Below are 14,814 nucleotides of genomic sequence, written 5' to 3'. Positions count from 1 at the left end.
CTTTTGTGGGAGGATTATTTCCGTATGAATATCGTTTTAATGGGTCTGCCAGGTGCTGGTAAAGGTACACAGGCAGATAAAATTGTTGAGAAGTACGCGATTCCTCATATTTCTACAGGCGATATGTTCCGTGCTGCTATGAAAGATGGTACAGAACTAGGCTTGCAGGCTAAATCGTTTATTGATCAAGGTGCTCTAGTACCTGATGAAGTAACGATTGGTATTGTTCGTGAACGACTTGCTAAACATGATTGTGAAAAGGGCTTCTTATTAGATGGATTCCCACGTACTGTTCCTCAAGCTGAAGCTTTAGACAGCATTCTTGCTGATCTTGGTAAAGCTATTGAGCATACAATTAACATTCAAGTTGAAAAAGATGAGCTAGTTGCTCGTCTATCAGGTCGTCGTATTTGTAAAACTTGTGGTACATCTTATCACCTTGTTTTCAATCCTCCAGCTGAGGAAGGAAAATGTGATAAAGATGGTGGCGAGCTTTATACACGTGCGGATGATAATCCTGAAACGGTTGCAAACCGTCTGGAAGTAAATATGAAACAAGCACAACCTTTACTTGACTACTATGAAGTAAAAGGTGTGTTAACAAATATTGATGGACAGCAAGATATTAACAAAGTGTTTGCTGATCTTGATGCTCTATTACAGGGCAGCCGCAGCTGATACCCGGCTCCGGGCGCAGAATACTGCTTCCGCGGGAGGCATGCGGGAGCAACAACGAAACATAATTTTTTGAGAGTTGCAAAAGCATATTGTGCCCGGTATATATTTCTTTTAAAAAGTGCAACATTACTTTTGAAAGAGTATAATGGGTTTCGTGGAAGCATCTGTGTAACGGGTATGAATATCTCATCAAAGACATTCCGGTATTCGTGTAAACATGGGAGGTTCAGTGCCCTTAATGGTTCTGTATGTTCCGTGGATTGTGTGAAGCGAAACCAGACGAGCGTCTTTCAAACATCTCTCATACAATCCAAACATATGTTGAAACGAGGTTGCTTCTATAGTTGCAGCAGATATCCGTTTGATGTAACGATGAGAACTTTAATTTGCATATAGAGAGGAGACAGAGTAGATGGCGAAAGATGATGTAATTGAAGTCGAAGGGACAGTTGTTGAGACTTTGCCAAACGCGATGTTTAAGGTAGAATTAGAAAATGGACATGTAATTCTAGCACACGTTTCTGGTAAGATTCGTATGCACTTTATCCGTATTCTACCTGGAGATAAGGTTACTATCGAGTTATCACCTTATGATTTAACTCGCGGTCGTATCACATACCGTTTTAAATAATCTTTTGCGCTCCGGACTACTAAGGAGGTTAGGTTAGATGAAAGTGAGACCATCTGTAAAACCGATCTGCGAAAAATGTAAAGTAATTCGCCGACGCGGTAAAGTAATGGTAATTTGTGAAAATCCTAAACACAAACAAAAACAAGGATAATTTTAAAGGAGGTGCACAACGTACATGGCACGTATTGCTGGTGTTGACATTCCTCGCGACAAACGCGTGGTAATTTCATTAACTTACATTTACGGTATTGGTAAAACTACAGCTCAGAAAGTATTAGCTGACGCAGGTATTTCAGAAGATACACGCGTACGCGACTTAACTGAAGATGAGTTAAACAAAATCCGTGAACAATTAGACTCATACAAACTTGAAGGTGACTTACGTCGCGAAACTTCATTAAATATTAAACGTCTGATGGAAATCGGTTCATTCCGTGGTATCCGTCACCGTCGTGGTTTACCTGTTCGTGGTCAAAATACGAAGAACAATGCGCGTACGCGTAAAGGTCCTCGTAAAACAGTAGCGAACAAGAAAAAATAATCAGTAAAGGAGGTTCCTTCTTAACATGGCTCGTAAACAACAAACTCGTAAACGTCGTGTGAAAAAGAATATCGAATCTGGTATTGCACACATTCGTTCTACATTCAACAATACAATCGTAACGATTACAGATATGCAAGGTAACGCTGTATCTTGGTCAAGTGCTGGTGCTCTTGGTTTCCGTGGTTCACGTAAATCTACACCATTCGCTGCTCAAATGGCTGCAGAAACTGCTGCTAAATCATCCCTTGAACATGGTCTGAAAACGTTGGAAGTAACTGTTAAAGGTCCTGGTGCAGGTCGTGAAGCTGCAATTCGTGCACTTCAAGCTGCTGGTTTAGATGTAACTGCTATTAAAGACGTTACTCCAGTTCCTCATAATGGTTGCCGTCCGCCAAAACGTCGTCGCGTGTAATGGGTGCGTCTCATATTGTATGAGAACATCATTTTTTGTACAGACTGTCTTGTGCAGATAATAAACGATACGTCATTGACGATCGAATCTATGATGGAAAGAACCTATACATTCGATGTTTTGAAGGAGGGTAAATAAAATGATCGAAATTGAAAAACCAAAGATTGAAACGGTGGAGATCAGCGAAGATTCCAAATATGGAAAGTTTGTTGTAGAACCGCTTGAACGCGGATATGGAAACACTTTGGGTAATTCTTTACGTCGTATCCTTCTGTCTTCATTACCAGGAGCTGCTGTCACTTCAATTCAAATTGACGGTGTTCTTCACGAATTCTCAACTGTAGAAGGCGTTGTAGAGGATGTAGCTTCAATTATTTTGAACGTGAAAAAACTAGCTCTTAAAATCTACTCTGACGAAGAAAAAGTTATTGAGATTGATGTAAAAGGCGATGGTACAGTTACAGCTGCTGACATTACACATGACAGTGATGTAGAAATTTTAAACCCGGATCTATATATTGCAACAATCGCTAAAAACGGTCATTTACGTATGCGTATGTACGCACAACGCGGCCGTGGTTACACTCCTGCTGATCAAAACAAACGTGAGGATCTTCCTATCGGCGTGATCCCGATCGACTCTATTTACACTCCAGTATCACGCGTCAATTTCCAAGTGGAAAATACTCGTGTAGGTCAGTCTTCTGACTACGATAAACTTTCTCTTGATGTGTGGACAGATGGTAGCATCGGTCCGAAAGAGGCGATTTCGCTCGGAGCAAAAATTTTAACCGAGCATCTAAACATCTTCGTTGGCATGACAGATGAGGCACAAACAGCTGAAATCATGGTCGAAAAAGAAGAAGATCAAAAAGAAAAAGTTTTAGAGATGACTCTCGAAGAACTTGAACTTTCTGTCCGTTCTTACAACTGCTTAAAACGCGCTGGTATTAACACAGTACTAGAACTTGCGAATAAGTCAGAAGACGATATGATGAAAGTTCGTAACCTTGGACGTAAGTCACTTGAAGAGGTAAAAGCGAAGTTAGAAGAGCTTGGTTTAGGGTTACGCAAAGAAGACTAAGCGATTTAAACAAAACTTACAAGATCAGATATTTTTTTATAAAGGAGGGAAACATCCATGGGTTACAGAAAACTTGGTCGTACAAGTTCTCAACGTAAAGCGATGTTACGTGACTTAGCTACTGATTTAATCATCAACGAGCGTATCGAAACTACTGAGGCTCGCGCTAAAGAAGTACGTAAAGCTGTTGAAAAAATGATTACTTTAGGTAAACGCGGCGATTTACATGCACGCCGTCAAGCTGCTGCATTCATCCGTCGTGAACTAGTAACAACTACTGATGCAGAAGGTAACGAAACAACTTCATTTGCACTTCAAAAGTTATTTGATGATGTTGCACCACGTTATGCAGAGCGTCAAGGTGGTTACACTCGTATTCTTAAAGTAGGTCCTCGTCGTGGTGACGGTGCACCTGTTGTAGTGATTGAATTAGTTTAATCATTAGAGAAGACAAGTGATGAAGAGGGTGGAATCACCACCCTCTTTCTTTATAAACGATTTATACGACAAATAATTAAGCTGAGCGTTATGATGAGCGGACACTGTTGTGTGGCGTCTCGTTTAGCTCTCCGCACCTCATTCAAACGGAACAAGGGCTTGAGCACCCGTGTTTCTTGAAAATGTAACGACTAGCGCATTTCGAATGAGGTGCGCGCTTTTTTATTTTTTAGGGAAGTATGATAGCGCCAATTTAGTGGTGCTTTTTTTTATAGGCTGATTTATAGAATGCAGTTACGGTAGTGTTTGAGGTGCTCCACACCAATATTTGATGTATTCTATAAATTATATTTAGTCCTATTTGTTTTAAAAAAATAAATGAAAAGTGATTTTAGCACTTTTCTTTTATTGACATAATGATTGTAGTAGAATTCATACATAAAAAAGTGTAAGTTAGTTAGTAGAGCTGAGCATGTAGAGAGGAGTTCTAGAAATGCCAGAAATTTTATCATTAAATAATGTGACATTTTCATATACACCAGAAGAAAAAGAAAGTCGCAATGCTGTTGAAAATGTAAGCTTTGCGGTTCAAGAAGGGGAATGGATTGCCATTGTTGGCCATAACGGTTCTGGTAAATCCACCATTGCAAAGCTTATGAATGGTTTGTTATACCCACAGCAGGGCGATGTACGTATATTACGAGAACCATTAAGTGAAGAAAACCTATGGGAAAGCCGTTCACAGATAGGCATGGTTTTCCAAAATCCAGACAATCAATTTGTTGGAGCGACAGTGCAGGATGATGTTGCTTTTGCTCTTGAAAATAACGGAGTACCGTTTGAAGAGATGGTAGAACGTGTACATGCGGCACTTGACCAAGTAAAAATGAGCGATTTTTTAGATCATGAGCCACATCACTTATCAGGTGGTCAAAAGCAGCGTGTTGCTATTGCAGGTGCACTTGCAATGAAACCCAAGCTCCTTATATTAGATGAAGCTACTTCTATGTTAGATCCACAGGGGCGTGCTGAGGTATTACACACTGTTCAAACTTTACGTGCTGAAACAGGGTTAACGGTAATATCTATTACGCATGATTTAGAGGAAGCCATGCTTGCAGATCGTGTTCTCTTTATGAATGATGGAAAGAAATTTGCTGAGGGTACACCTGGTGAAATTTTTGCACTTGGGGACAAGTTAGTTGAGTTTGGACTAGACTTACCATTTGCCATGAAGTTATCAAAGCTATTACAAAAGGAAGGTGTTCCATTAATGGGACAACATATGACAGAAGAAGAGTTGGTGAATGATTTATGGACATCAAACTTCAACAAGTAAGCTATGCCTATTCACAGGGTACACCTTTTGAAAAACGTGCATTATTCGATGTAGATTTTGAAATCCCTTCACATACGTATCAGGCAATTATCGGACATACAGGTTCCGGTAAATCGACAATTCTTCAGCATTTCAATGCACTTCTAAGACCAACCTCTGGGGAAGTACATATAGGAGATCGCATTGTTGTAGCTGGGAAAAAGGCGAAGGATTTAAAGGCTGTACGTCATAAGGTTGGTATTGTGTTTCAATTCCCGGAGCATCAGCTGTTTGAAGAAACCGTATTAAAGGATATTATGTTTGGCCCTATGAATTTTGGTGTATCAGAGCAAGAGGCAGAAGCACGAGCAAAAGAACTTATAGGCTTAGTCGGCTTACCAGAGAACGTACTTGAAAAATCACCTTTTGATTTATCAGGCGGACAAATGCGCAGGGTAGCAATTGCTGGCGTTTTAGCGATGGAACCTGAAGTTATTGTTTTAGATGAACCAACTGCAGGGCTTGATCCACGCGGTCAGAAAGAGATTATGGATATGTTTTATAAGCTACACAAGGAACGCGGCCTAACGACGATTCTTGTAACGCACAGTATGGAGGACGCAGCTCGTTATGCAGACAATATTGTCATTATGCATGAAGGGAAAAATGTACTAAGTGGCACACCACAAGAAATTTTTAAAGATGTAGAGACATTAAAAAATTTCCGCTTAGAACCACCTCGTATCGTACGCTTTCAACAAAAAATCGAAGCAATGATAAACAAATCCTTCTCAAAGATCTGCTTAACCGAAGAAGAGCTAGCAGCTGAAATTGCTCGGGTACTAAGAGAGGAGCGTGGACAGTCATGATGGAGAAAATGATATTTGGTCGCTTCCTTCCCGGAAATTCTCCAGTTCATAAGCTCGATCCACGATCAAAGCTTATATTTGTGTTTGCATTCATTATTATTGTTTTTTTAGCAAACAACACAGTGACATATGCCTTGTTATTAGCTTTTACTTTACTTATTGTGCTAATATCAAATATTCGTTTATATTTTTTAATTAATGGTCTAAAACCAGTAATTTTTTTAATGGCATTTACCTTCTTAATTCATATATTTATGACGAAAGAAGGTGGACTAGTATTTGAGTGGAAGTTTATTACTATTTACGAAGAAGGTATTCGTCAAGGGATCTTTATTTCGATACGTTTCCTAGTTCTAGTGTTTATGACATCTATTTTAACGCTTACAACATCACCAATTTCCATTACGGATGGTATTGAAGTACTGTTAAATCCATTAAAAGCGGTGAAAGTGCCAGTACATGAGTTGGCTTTGATGATGTCTATTTCATTGCGCTTTATTCCAACGTTAATGGATGAAACAGATAAAATTATGAAAGCACAAATGGCACGTGGTTCAGATTTATCTTCTGGGCCAATTAAAGATCGCATTAAAGCGGTTGTGCCATTACTGGTACCTCTCTTTGTCAGTGCTTTTAAACGAGCCGAAGATTTAGCAACAGCTATGGAAGTAAGAGGTTACCGTGGAGGCGAAGGGCGTACGAGGTATCGCAAGCTAAAATGGGATATGAGTGATACATTTTCGCTTGTGTTATTAGTAGCAATGGCCGTTTTACTATTCTTCTATAGAAGTTAAAAGGAGTAAGCTTTATGCGACGATTAAAAGCAATTATAAGTTATGATGGAACGCAATTTTCTGGGTATCAAGTACAGCCTGGAGAACGCACAGTGCAGGCTGAGGTTGAGCGTGTTCTAGCTATTATGCATAAAGGGGAAAAGATAAAGGTAACAGCTAGTGGACGTACAGATGCAAGGGTACATGCAACAGGCCAAACATTGCATTTTGATTCACCACTAGCGATTCCGGTAGATAAATACATGAAGGCATTAAATGGTCAACTGCCAAGAGATATTCGAGTAATGTCGATGGAAGAAGTAGCTGCTGATTTTCATGCGCGCTACAGTGTAACAGGAAAGCGGTACCGATATATATGGTCATGTGAGCCTGTACAAAGTCCATTCCGCAGACAATACACTGTAGAGACGAATGGTGTGAAACCAAATGTTGAGGCAATGCAGGAGGCAGCAAAGGCTATTATCGGTACACATGACTTTTCATGCTTTTGTGCAGCCAATACAAGTGTCAAAGATAAGGTCCGTACAGTGACTACACTACAATTTGAGTGGTATGGTGAAGAGCTTCATATGGTGATTGAAGGAAATGGCTTCTTATATAATATGGTACGCATCATTGCAGGCACACTTTGGGAAGTTGGTATAGGACGTCGTGACATTGAGAACGTGGGGCTAGTCGTTCAATCTATGAATCGCGATCAAGCAGGCAAAACTGCACCTCCACAAGGCCTATATCTTGAGAAAGTCTTCTATTAAAATGGCTTATCCAAAGTTGGGCTGTCATTTGTTTAACGTATATCATGAGGATAAGTTGATTGGAGTGGAGACTTGGCGACTCCTCGGGGATCAGCGATAGAGGAACGAAGGCTAAAAGCATCACATCCTGTGATAACGCCTTCGTGACCAACATCGTGTTGGCCCGAGACCCTGCAGCGTAGCGAAGCGGCTCATCGGACGCCCCCAGGAAAGCGCCCAGTCGGAACGGAAATCAACCACTCGTTTTGGTGATGAGCCATTATAATGATATGAAATTTTTGACACGAAATAACATTATTATTTTAAAAATGAAGGCTCATAAAAGCCCTAATTTAACCAATCAATGAATCTGAACAACTTCGCCAGGTGTTTATTGAAATTGCTTGACTTTAAAAGTCATTCATTATATGATAACAGATGGTATTTTCATTACCACCACAAATAAGCCCCGAAAACTTATAGTGTAGTCTAATGAAAAATAACGGTAATCGAATCGATTAGGAGGATATATACATGCGTACAACATTCATGGCTAAAGGTCACGAAGTAGACCGTAAATGGCTAGTAGTTGATGCAGAAGGCCAAACTCTTGGACGTTTAGCTTCTGAAGTAGCTGCTATCTTACGTGGTAAACATAAACCAACATTCACACCAAACGTTGACACAGGTGATCACGTAATCATCATCAACGCTGACAAAATCCATTTAACTGGTAACAAATTAGAGGGTAAACTATACCGTCACCATACTCAATTTGCGGGTGGTTTAAAAACTCGTACTGCTGGTGAAATGCTAGACAAGTACCCAACAAGAATGATCGAATTAGCAATTAAAGGGATGCTTCCTAAAAACTCTTTAGGTCGCAAAATGTTCACTAAACTTAACGTTTACACTGGAACAGAGCATCCACATGCTGCACAAAAACCAGAAGCATACGAGCTTCGCGGATAATATAAATTAAGAGGAGGATATTACTTTGGCACAAGTTCAATACATCGGCACTGGTCGCCGTAAAAGCTCTGTAGCTCGCGTACGTTTAGTACCAGGTACAGGTAAAATTGTTATCAACAAACGTGAAATCGAAGAATACGTACCATTCGCTGCATTACGTGAAGTAATTAAACAACCATTAGTAGCAACTGAAACTACAGGAAGCTATGACATCCACGTAAACGTTAACGGTGGTGGATACACTGGTCAAGCTGGTGCAGTACGTCACGGTATCGCTCGCGCTCTACTTCAAGTAGACCCAGATTTCCGTGCTGCATTAAAATCTGCTGGATTACTTACTCGTGATTCACGCATGAAAGAACGTAAAAAACCAGGTCTACGCGGCGCTCGTCGTGCACCTCAGTTCTCAAAACGTTAATATCGTTGTTATATCAACGTTTACAAGCCCTTTCTCGAATTTTCGAGAAGGGGTTTTTTAATGTTTTGATACTTCAAGTTCAAGTGTTTCAAAATATCCTGTGGCACTGTTGTTGTATAAATAGCAATTACGATGTGTAATTTATATAGAAATGGCTGATACTATTTTCAAGTTGGTAATTCTGAAAATGGAGGTCAATATATGAAAAAGCTATTAATATTATCCATTGCGGCAATGGCGCTTCTTGGTGCATGTGGTAATAAGACTGATGTAAAAAAAACTGAAGAAGTAAGAACAGGAAATAAGGCAGACCAAAGACAGGTAGAAATAACAGACGGTCAAGCGAATGCTGAAATTCTTAGTAGTTCAGATTGGCAAGCCACAAAAGTTTACGATAAAAATAATAAAGACTTAACAGCGGAAAATTCAAATTTAATGGGCCTAGCGAAATATGACGCTAATTCAGGACGCTATGAATTCTTCGATCCGAATACAGCTGGAAGCATCGACGATAAAGGGGTTTTCTTTATTACGAATGATGGAAAGCATAGAATATTGATCTCAGAAACAAAAAATTATCAAGAAATTGCGGATATCACTAAGCTAACAAATAAAATGTTTACTTATAAACGAATGGGGAAAGATGTAAATGGTAGCGATGTAGAGGTATTTGTTGAGCATGTCCCTTATAAGGAAAAACACTTAACATTTACTGCACCAGATAAAAAATTAAATAATTCTACAGGTCCTATTGTTCAGGACGTTGATGGAGATAAAATTTTAGCTGGTACGCTTTGGCAAGGAACAGTTGTATTAGATGCAAGTAAAAATGATGTAACACAATATAATACAAATTTTATTAGCATTGCGAAATACGATGCTAATACGAATAAATATGAATTTTTCAATCCTGAAACAGGTAAAAGTCGTGGTGACTATGGATACTTTAATGTGATCGATGGAAATAAATTAAGAGCTCATGTTTCAATTGGTGAAAATAAATATGGGGTTGTACTCGAAATTACTGAACTAAATAATAAGAAATTCACATATATCAGAACTGGTAAAGATAAAGACGGTAAGGATATAACAGTATTTGTTGAGCATGAACCTTATGCAGGTAAGTATAAACCAGAATTTACACTAAAATAAAAATTAACGGCTTTAGTCCATGTATTATTAATGGAGTAATGCCGTTTTAGCATTACTAATAAAGTATCTTCCATTACAAGTTTAAACTCTCAACTTTAATACTTGAGAGTTTTTTTTACTTTCTGGCATAGTTCAATCACTAACTTCGTACACTATCTGTAAAAGGGTGGTGGATATGGGTGAAGCGCTGGCTTGCACTAGGAGTAATTATGCTAATGAGTATAGTGGTCGTGGCATATGAAACGAATGCTTCGAACCGTAACTTCTTCTTACCGGACCCACTTGGTGGCATAAAAATTGTCATTGATGCGGGACACGGAGGTCAGGATGGAGGTGCTTCAAAGGGCGAAGTAATTGAAAAGGTTATTACACTTGCAATTGCCCAGCATGTGGAGAAGCAATTAAAGAAAAAAGGCGCAATAGTTGTAATGACACGAACAAAAGATGGCGATGTTATTGATGAGCACGCGGCATCAGAAAAGTTTGGAACATTGAGAGAACGAAAAAAGCAGGACATCTTTTTAAGAAAAGACATAGTAGAAAAAGAAAAACCGGATATTTTTATTACAATTCATGCAAATGCCATTCCTGAAACAAAATGGCGTGGAGCTCAGGTATTTTATCATAAAGAAGGACATGCTGAAAGTGAATTTTTAGCAAAGAGCATTCAAGATTCCATTCGCACTAATTTGAAAAATACAGATCGAGAAGCAATGTCTATACAACAAATATATTTACTGAAAAAAGCTGAGGTACCTGCTGCACTAGTAGAAACAGGATTTATAAGTAATGATGAGGAACGTGCACTATTAACTGATAAGAAATACCAAGAAAAAATGGGAGATGCTATTGTTGAAGGTATAGAAGAGTATTTATTAGCTAAAATTGAATAGAGCAACAACACAACGTAAATCAAATCATATATGATATACTAACATTGAGATAATATAAGGGGAGTGTTCGTCGTGATAACTGAACAACAAGTACGGGAAATACTAGGACAACTACAAGATCCATTTTTACATAAATCATTTGCAGAAACAGACGGTATTACAAACGTAGCAATAAAAGAAGAGAAGAATCATGTCAGTGTAAAAATTGCGATTGCTAAAACTAATACACCTGAACAATTACAGCTACAAATGAAAATTGTTGAAACTCTGAAAGAAGCAGGTGCAAGTACAGTAGGTATTCGTTTCGAAGAGCTGTCAGCAGAAAAACTACAGAGCTTCCGTGGCGTAGCAACTGAGGCTGAGGCACAAGATATTTTATCTCCACTTAGCACAGTCCAAGTTATTTCAATTGCCTCTGGTAAAGGCGGTGTAGGGAAATCTACAGTTTCAGTTAACTTAGCTGTTGCATTAGCTCGTCTAGGTAAAAAGGTTGGCTTAATTGATGCTGATATTTATGGATTCAGTGTGCCTGATATGATGGGTGTTACAGATATGCCTAAAGTGGTAGACAATCGGATTTTCCCTGTTGATCGTTTAGGTGTGAAAATGATTTCAATGGGCTTCTTTGTTGAAAATAACGCACCGATTGTATGGCGTGGGCCAATGTTAGGGAAAGTGTTAGATCAGTTCTTCCGTGATGTAGAATGGGGTGAACTAGACTATCTATTATTGGATTTACCACCAGGTACAGGTGACGTTGCATTAGATATTCACCAAATGCTTCCTTCTTCAAAAGAAATTGTCGTAACAACACCGCACCCAACCGCAGCGTTCGTTGCAGCTCGTGCAGGTGCAATGGCTTTACAAACAGATCATGAAATTTTAGGTGTTATTGAAAACATGGCATGGTATGAATCGAAATCAGGTGATCGTGAATTCGTATTCGGTCAAGGAGGAGGTCCTAAGTTAGCAGAAGAACTACGTACAGAGCTACTTGGTCAAATTCCTCTTGGTCAGCCTGACTGGTCAGAGGAATATTTTGCACCTTCTGTTTATGCTGAAAAACACACAACAGGACAAATTTATTTAGACATCGCGACGAACATCATTAATAAATTAAATAAATAATGAAAACGGATTTCCTCGAACAATGGAGGAAATCCGTTTTTCATATATGAGTGGTTACTCAGAGCCTTTTTGCTCATTACCTCCACCACTGCCACCAGCCTCTTTTTTACCGCCGCTAGCTTTACCTGTCTCGCCACCGCTTTTCTTAATAAGCTCCTGCCATTTCGTTTGCATAAGCGGACTTTCAATCGTTTCCTTGACGACTTCCTCCATTTGTTTTCTCATATTGGAGGATTTTAAAATAGTCTCTAACTGCTTTTGCATATCTGGCTGGCCAAAGAAAGCTTCCATATCTTTTTGGAAAGAGGGATCTTTTATTAATTCCTTCATAATATCCTGTTGCTGCTTTTGCATACTTTTAGCTACAGTTTCTTTAAACTTTGGATCTTCGAATGTTTTCTTCCAAAAGTCTTCTGCTTCTTTGGAAAGCAGTGTAGCTTCGGTAGCTTTTTTCACTTCATCATGCTCCAAAACCAATAATTCACGGAAACTTGGTTCCTCTAAAAGCTTTCGCAACGCCTTTTTACCATCCTCGGTTTGTAAAGAGTCGATCATTATTTTTTTTATTTCATCATAGGACATGGTAGAGGCTTTATCTGGTGAAGAACAGGCAGAAAGAAAAAGCATTAGGATTAGTAGTAAGAAGAATTTTCGCATCAATCGTCAGTCCTTTCTATAAATAGACTCTTTCAATTATTGTTCACATTTATGATGACTTTATGTATTGGTTACGATGAGAAATAGCTTTTTTAACAATGCATTGTTAAAATAAGTACAGATATACATTTAGAAATTGGGGGACTTTTAGTTGTGACGATACGAAATTGGGCAAAGTTTTTCTTCTTTGCAATGCTCGTTGGTGGCGCAGTCAACGGACTTTGCAGTTTATTTATTCGATGGGACTTCTTCCAACCATACATAACAAACGGTCACTGGGGCGAATTTTTTGCCGGGCTTTTATGGATGGTTTTCTTAGGATTTACGATGAGTGTTATTGCACAAGCGGGCTTTTTTGCTTATTTAACGCTTCATCAAGTGGGAGTAAATATTTTTAGAACACTTACATTATGGAATTGGGTACAGCTATTATTAATTGCTATTACTATTTTTGATATTATATTCTTCCGCTTTATACCAGGTGTAAAAGATGGTCAAAGCTGGTTATTCTATGTTGGTTTGTTAATTGTATTACTATTAGGTGCTATTGCAACAGCCATTCAAAAAGTAAAATTAACGGGGAAAAAACATGTGTTCATTTCGGCATTATTTTTTATGATTGTCGTTACAACACTTGAATGGACAATTGCATTAATGGGTCGTGATGAAAATATTAACGAGTATGTTGCACTTTTACTATTCCCACTTCTCGCTGTAAATGCTTATCAATTATTAGTATTACCAAAATATAATGCAAAATCCGAAGAAGATCGTCAAAAATTAGAAGCGCGCCGCAAAGCACGTCGTCGTGAACAAGCTAAAAATGCATAATAAAAATAAGTTGCCTCTATTTTTGGAGGCAACTTATTTTTTATGGTGATTTTTTAGTTTGAACTTTATAGCCGAATATATTTTCCTCAATCGACATAAATTTATTTTGTTGTAGAAATGTATTCAGCTCTTTAAACGAGATCTTATTATTTTGGTGTAAAGACATAAAAACAAAATCTCCCTTTTGTAATTTAGGTGTTTTTTCACCTTTCCAGATGAGAGAGGGAGAAAGTATATTCATCTGCTGTTGAAATAAGTTGTTTTGTAAATCCTGCGAATACTGGTGATTTCGTGTTGCAAACCAAAGTGGTATTTTTTGAAAATGCTTTTCGTAAATTTTAATATCTTTTTGAACGACGGCAAGATCAATTGGCTTATCTACTGAATCCTCAGGTCCTAATAATCCTGTAGGTAGTTTTCGCTCTTGAATGATTTTTAGTTGCTCAGGTGAACGTTCAATCCATGCAGCATCTAACAATAGAAGCGGATAAGGTTCTTTTACAGTTTTAAGCCAGTCCAACAGGGTGTCATCAGAGAAAGAAATTTCGACAATAAGTGATGTACCATAATGTCCTTTTGTTACAACTGCTGGAGCATCAGCAATGTTGAATACAGAAATCATAGTAGAATTTATCGGCTTTATAAAGACAAATAGTATTACGATTAAAAACAGTGAAATCAACGTTTTACGAACCATCTTAACGACCTCGTTTCTATATTTTTAACTTCTTTCAGCAAATGTTTTCGTAGCGAAAGTGGAACGTCAGCTACAAATGTTTCTTATCCCTGTAGGGCGGTGAGATGAATGCGGGTTTAAGCTACTCCCTGTGAAAACGTCTAAGAACATCGTGTTGACCCAAAGCTTTGTCACGTCGCATCCATGCGATAACGGCTAACTGACCTGCATCGGTGCTACAGACGCTACACTTTCGCACAAAAACCATTTGCAGACCTAAGCATAAAGCCGATTCCGGACGCAATTAGCCGAGGCATAATTGATATGAAAAAATAAGTTCCTAAAAAAACTTATGATTTAGTGTTGACTTTCATGAATAATCGATGTTATTATGTATAAGTCGCCAAGAGGTGACGCAGTAAATGAAAAAATGAACCTTGAAAACTGAACAAGCAAAACGTAATCAATAAAGTTTTTACTAGCTAACCTCGAGTTAGTGAACGAAACAAAATTTTGGACATCAAACATGATGCCAGCAAAACAATTTGAGCTAATCAAATTTCTTTTTATGGAGAGTTTGATCCT

19 protein-coding genes and 1 pseudogene are annotated in these 14,814 nt (G+C 38.5%); 18 read left to right on the top strand and 2 right to left on the bottom strand.

Annotated elements, in window-relative coordinates; all coding sequences use genetic code 11:
* Positions 1-24 precede the first annotated feature (24 nt).
* From ACIQZA_RS13770 to ACIQZA_RS13690, 17 genes and pseudogenes are all read left to right on the top strand, one after another.
* Entirely contained in the window at positions 25-678 is a 654-nt protein-coding gene (locus tag ACIQZA_RS13770) for an adenylate kinase (protein WP_142509889.1), read from the top strand.
* 248 nt (positions 679-926) lie between these two features.
* Positions 927-1,004 (top strand): annotated as a pseudogene (locus ACIQZA_RS13765) (type I methionyl aminopeptidase); the annotation flags it as partial.
* Between the two features lie 86 nt (positions 1,005-1,090).
* Positions 1,091-1,309 carry a translation initiation factor IF-1 gene (infA, locus tag ACIQZA_RS13760; RefSeq protein WP_004233690.1) on the top strand — a complete coding sequence of 73 codons (219 nt, stop codon included), beginning with the start codon at positions 1,091-1,093 and terminating at the stop codon, positions 1,307-1,309.
* Positions 1,310-1,346: 37 nt separating this feature from the next.
* Positions 1,347-1,460: a 50S ribosomal protein L36 gene (rpmJ, locus tag ACIQZA_RS13755; protein WP_000868344.1), complete on the top strand. Its 114-nt coding sequence runs from the start codon at positions 1,347-1,349 to the stop codon at positions 1,458-1,460.
* A gap of 24 nt (positions 1,461-1,484) precedes the next feature.
* Positions 1,485-1,850 (top strand): 30S ribosomal protein S13, encoded by a 366-nt coding sequence (gene rpsM, locus ACIQZA_RS13750; protein ID WP_049662875.1) that lies wholly within the window; start codon positions 1,485-1,487, stop codon positions 1,848-1,850.
* A 25-nt stretch (positions 1,851-1,875) separates the two neighbouring features.
* The gene (gene rpsK / locus ACIQZA_RS13745; RefSeq protein ID WP_142509888.1) at positions 1,876-2,265 is read left to right on the top strand and encodes a 30S ribosomal protein S11; all 390 of its coding nucleotides are present in this window, start codon (positions 1,876-1,878) and stop codon (positions 2,263-2,265) included.
* 139 nt (positions 2,266-2,404) lie between these two features.
* Positions 2,405-3,349 carry a DNA-directed RNA polymerase subunit alpha gene (locus ACIQZA_RS13740; RefSeq protein WP_403009909.1) on the top strand — a complete coding sequence of 315 codons (945 nt, stop codon included), beginning with the start codon at positions 2,405-2,407 and terminating at the stop codon, positions 3,347-3,349.
* A gap of 57 nt (positions 3,350-3,406) precedes the next feature.
* Positions 3,407-3,787 (top strand): 50S ribosomal protein L17, encoded by a 381-nt coding sequence (rplQ, locus tag ACIQZA_RS13735; protein ID WP_012296051.1) that lies wholly within the window; start codon positions 3,407-3,409, stop codon positions 3,785-3,787.
* A 493-nt stretch (positions 3,788-4,280) separates the two neighbouring features.
* Entirely contained in the window at positions 4,281-5,126 is an 846-nt protein-coding gene (locus ACIQZA_RS13730; RefSeq protein WP_402884606.1) for an energy-coupling factor ABC transporter ATP-binding protein, read from the top strand.
* Positions 5,102-5,974 (top strand): energy-coupling factor ABC transporter ATP-binding protein, encoded by an 873-nt coding sequence (locus ACIQZA_RS13725; RefSeq protein ID WP_402884604.1) that lies wholly within the window; start codon positions 5,102-5,104, stop codon positions 5,972-5,974. Before ACIQZA_RS13730 ends, ACIQZA_RS13725 begins: the two co-directional genes overlap by 25 nt.
* Positions 5,971-6,768, top strand: a complete 798-nt coding sequence (locus ACIQZA_RS13720) for an energy-coupling factor transporter transmembrane component T family protein (protein ID WP_402884603.1) — start codon at positions 5,971-5,973, stop codon at positions 6,766-6,768. Before ACIQZA_RS13725 ends, ACIQZA_RS13720 begins: the two co-directional genes overlap by 4 nt.
* 14 nt (positions 6,769-6,782) lie before the next feature.
* A complete protein-coding gene (truA, locus tag ACIQZA_RS13715; protein WP_402884601.1) occupies positions 6,783-7,523 on the top strand; it encodes a tRNA pseudouridine(38-40) synthase TruA in 741 nt (246 codons plus the stop codon).
* 513 nt (positions 7,524-8,036) lie between these two features.
* Positions 8,037-8,474: a 50S ribosomal protein L13 gene (gene rplM / locus ACIQZA_RS13710; protein ID WP_049662886.1), complete on the top strand. Its 438-nt coding sequence runs from the start codon at positions 8,037-8,039 to the stop codon at positions 8,472-8,474.
* Between the two features lie 25 nt (positions 8,475-8,499).
* Positions 8,500-8,892, top strand: a complete 393-nt coding sequence (gene rpsI, locus ACIQZA_RS13705) for a 30S ribosomal protein S9 (RefSeq protein WP_004233744.1) — start codon at positions 8,500-8,502, stop codon at positions 8,890-8,892.
* Positions 8,893-9,093: 201 nt separating this feature from the next.
* Positions 9,094-10,044, top strand: coding sequence for a DUF4822 domain-containing protein (locus ACIQZA_RS13700; protein ID WP_402884600.1), 951 nt, complete (start codon positions 9,094-9,096; stop codon positions 10,042-10,044).
* Between the two features lie 179 nt (positions 10,045-10,223).
* Entirely contained in the window at positions 10,224-10,937 is a 714-nt protein-coding gene (locus ACIQZA_RS13695) for an N-acetylmuramoyl-L-alanine amidase (protein WP_400937697.1), read from the top strand.
* Positions 10,938-11,009: 72 nt separating this feature from the next.
* Positions 11,010-12,065: a P-loop NTPase gene (locus ACIQZA_RS13690; RefSeq protein ID WP_402884598.1), complete on the top strand. Its 1,056-nt coding sequence runs from the start codon at positions 11,010-11,012 to the stop codon at positions 12,063-12,065.
* A gap of 54 nt (positions 12,066-12,119) precedes the next feature.
* On the opposite strand, the gene gerD is transcribed toward ACIQZA_RS13690, so the two are convergent.
* The gene (gene gerD, locus ACIQZA_RS13685) at positions 12,120-12,722 is read right to left on the bottom strand and encodes a spore germination lipoprotein GerD (protein ID WP_400937701.1); all 603 of its coding nucleotides are present in this window, start codon (positions 12,720-12,722) and stop codon (positions 12,120-12,122) included.
* A gap of 153 nt (positions 12,723-12,875) precedes the next feature.
* Here gerD and ACIQZA_RS13680 point away from each other — a divergent pair, with 153 nt between their 5' ends.
* Positions 12,876-13,553 (top strand): KinB-signaling pathway activation protein, encoded by a 678-nt coding sequence (locus ACIQZA_RS13680; protein WP_400937704.1) that lies wholly within the window; start codon positions 12,876-12,878, stop codon positions 13,551-13,553.
* Between the two features lie 40 nt (positions 13,554-13,593).
* On the opposite strand, the gene ACIQZA_RS13675 is transcribed toward ACIQZA_RS13680, so the two are convergent.
* Positions 13,594-14,250 (bottom strand): hypothetical protein, encoded by a 657-nt coding sequence (locus tag ACIQZA_RS13675; RefSeq protein ID WP_402884596.1) that lies wholly within the window; start codon positions 14,248-14,250, stop codon positions 13,594-13,596.
* Between the last annotated feature and the right edge of the window lie 564 nt (positions 14,251-14,814).

It is taken from the genome of Lysinibacillus sp. NPDC096382, from assembly GCF_044762845.1.
Classification (GTDB): Bacteria; Bacillota; Bacilli; order Bacillales_A; family Planococcaceae; genus Lysinibacillus.
The sequence above is the reverse complement of the archived record's forward strand: the minus strand, read 5'-3'. Positions and strand labels throughout refer to the sequence as shown.